This is a genomic window from Hyphomonas oceanitis SCH89 (genome assembly GCF_000685295.1).
Taxonomy (GTDB): Bacteria; Pseudomonadota; Alphaproteobacteria; order Caulobacterales; family Hyphomonadaceae; genus Hyphomonas; species Hyphomonas oceanitis.
Genome location: NZ_ARYL01000100.1, coordinates 1 through 1962 on the forward strand (window position 1 = coordinate 1; position 1962 = coordinate 1962).

The window sequence follows — 1962 nt, forward strand, 5'->3', positions numbered from 1 at the left end:
TGAGGAGACGGGGCGGACCATCCCATTAAACTTCTACGAAAACCGCGCCACCATACCGGTTGCACGCCGCGCACCGAAACCGTATTCGGCTTGACGCGCTACGCAGCCTCCCCCCCAATCAATTCCGGCACACCGCCGCGCTGGCATTGCTGCCTGCCATCTCGCAATGGGCCGTGCGGTATTTGTCGCGAACCTGGCCGGCGGCGTCCCCTGCGCCGAACGTCCTTGTGGACGGTGCCGAAGGCGACGAGGCCCGCGTCGTGGGAATGGACGAGCCATAAAGCTCCTTCCAGCGCGCGTCCGCTGCACCGGCCGTGTTCGTCCCTGTGCCGAACGTGCCTTCCAGCCCCGTGCCACGGGCCGCCATTTCCGCATCGGCAATCCGGCGCACCTCGCCGGACGAGAACCACGAGGCGACCACATAAAGGTCCTGCGTGTTCACCTTCGACATGGCCCCTGCCCCCGCCGCCGCGCGCACCGCGGCCTCGACCTGATTGGCAGAGCCCATCTGATAGATCGCCGTATTGACCGCCTCGCCATAGCGTCCCGCATTGATCAGGCCATTGATCGTGGCGGCGCGCTCGGCTTCAGCCGCCTCATAGTCTGCCTTCGCCGTCAGATACGCGCGGAACGACTTGGCTTCGGCGCAGGTCTGCTCCATGCCCAGCTGGCAGGCCCTCTCATAGGCCACTGTCCCCAGCTCAAGTTCATTGATCATATAGTAGACGCGCGCGAGGTTGTTGCAGCTCTCCGCAATGTCGGAGTCGCAATTGACTTCCGAATATTCCAGCGACTTTTCCGCATCGAAAAGCGCCGATGACGGATCGCCAAACAGGGTCTCCGACACAACGCACGCCGACAGGTTGCCCTTCTCGCATCCCATCTCGCCAATGATCGCCGCCTTGGAGATGTCGGCCATCTCCGGATACTTGCCGCCATAGCCGTCCTGCGCCGCACGGGCGCCCCAGCCGCACGCCCACATGGACCCCGTCTTGCACCCCTGGATCAGGACATCGACCACCTTGCCTGTGTTAGCCATCGGATTGTCTTGCGCTGTCAGGTATCCGACGGTCGATTCACACCCCTTGTCATCGCCGCGCATGCAACCGGTTTCCAGGATATGCATCCCCGCTTCAAGGTTCGGCTCGAGATCGCCAGCGCCGTCCAGAATGTACAGGCCGGCCGTGGTGCAGCCCTGCGGCATGCCCCGGTCGCAGGCGCGCAGGAAGAACGGGATCGCCGCATTCATGCTGGCCTCGACGCCAGTGCCTTCTGCATAGGCCGTCCCTGCCTCGAAACACGCCTTGCGATCCCCGGCCGCGCAGTCCGGCTCAGAGGGAACTTCGGCTGAAGACAGACCGGCGACACAAAGCCCGACAAGGCCTGCAAAAAACATCCTGCGCATGGCGCACTCCTCGAAAAAAAATCCACGTGATTGCGCGCTTTGTTACGCCAAACAAAAATGCGCCGCATCACCCCTCGGGGGTAAGACACGCCTCCTGGCAGCCCCGATAAGCAGCAGACATTTCATCTGCCAAAGGGTCTCCAAAATGAACATCAAATTCCTCGTCCCCACCGTCGCCGCACTCGGCCTGCTCACCTCTGTTTCCGGTTGCACCACCGCCGTCGGCGCGGCCGGCTCCGCGCTCGCCGGATCAGCCGCCAGCGGCGCGCTCGCCAGCGGCGGCAACAAGGCCCGCTTCTCGCGCCAGTCCTGTGAAGAGCTGGAAAAGGAAGTCGCCGGCGCGCAGCGCTCGATGATGAACCCGATGAACATTCCCTTCGCCCGCTCCTACATCAAGGACGTGAAGGAAGTCGCCGCCGAGAAGGAATGCGCCTTCGTTGCGACAGACGAAACCGAAGTCGCCGAGACAGACGCGACAGCCACCGAATAGGCACTGCCCTTATCCTCCCCTGCGACGCGGGGGAGGTGGCGCGGGCCGCCCGGCCCGTGACGGAGGG

At 63.8% G+C, this 1962-nt stretch carries 2 protein-coding genes; one reads left to right on the forward strand and one right to left on the reverse strand.

The window, feature by feature from the left end; all coding sequences use genetic code 11:
* Positions 1-118: 118 nt before the first annotated feature.
* Positions 119-1405, reverse strand: a complete 1287-nt coding sequence (locus tag HOC_RS20350; protein WP_035542353.1) for a tetratricopeptide repeat protein — start codon at positions 1403-1405, stop codon at positions 119-121.
* A 145-nt stretch (positions 1406-1550) separates the two neighbouring features.
* Here HOC_RS20350 and HOC_RS20355 point away from each other — a divergent pair, with 145 nt between their 5' ends.
* Complete coding sequence (locus tag HOC_RS20355; protein ID WP_035542356.1) at positions 1551-1895, forward strand: hypothetical protein; 345 nt, start codon at positions 1551-1553, stop codon at positions 1893-1895.
* The last annotated feature ends 67 nt before the right edge of the window (positions 1896-1962 follow it).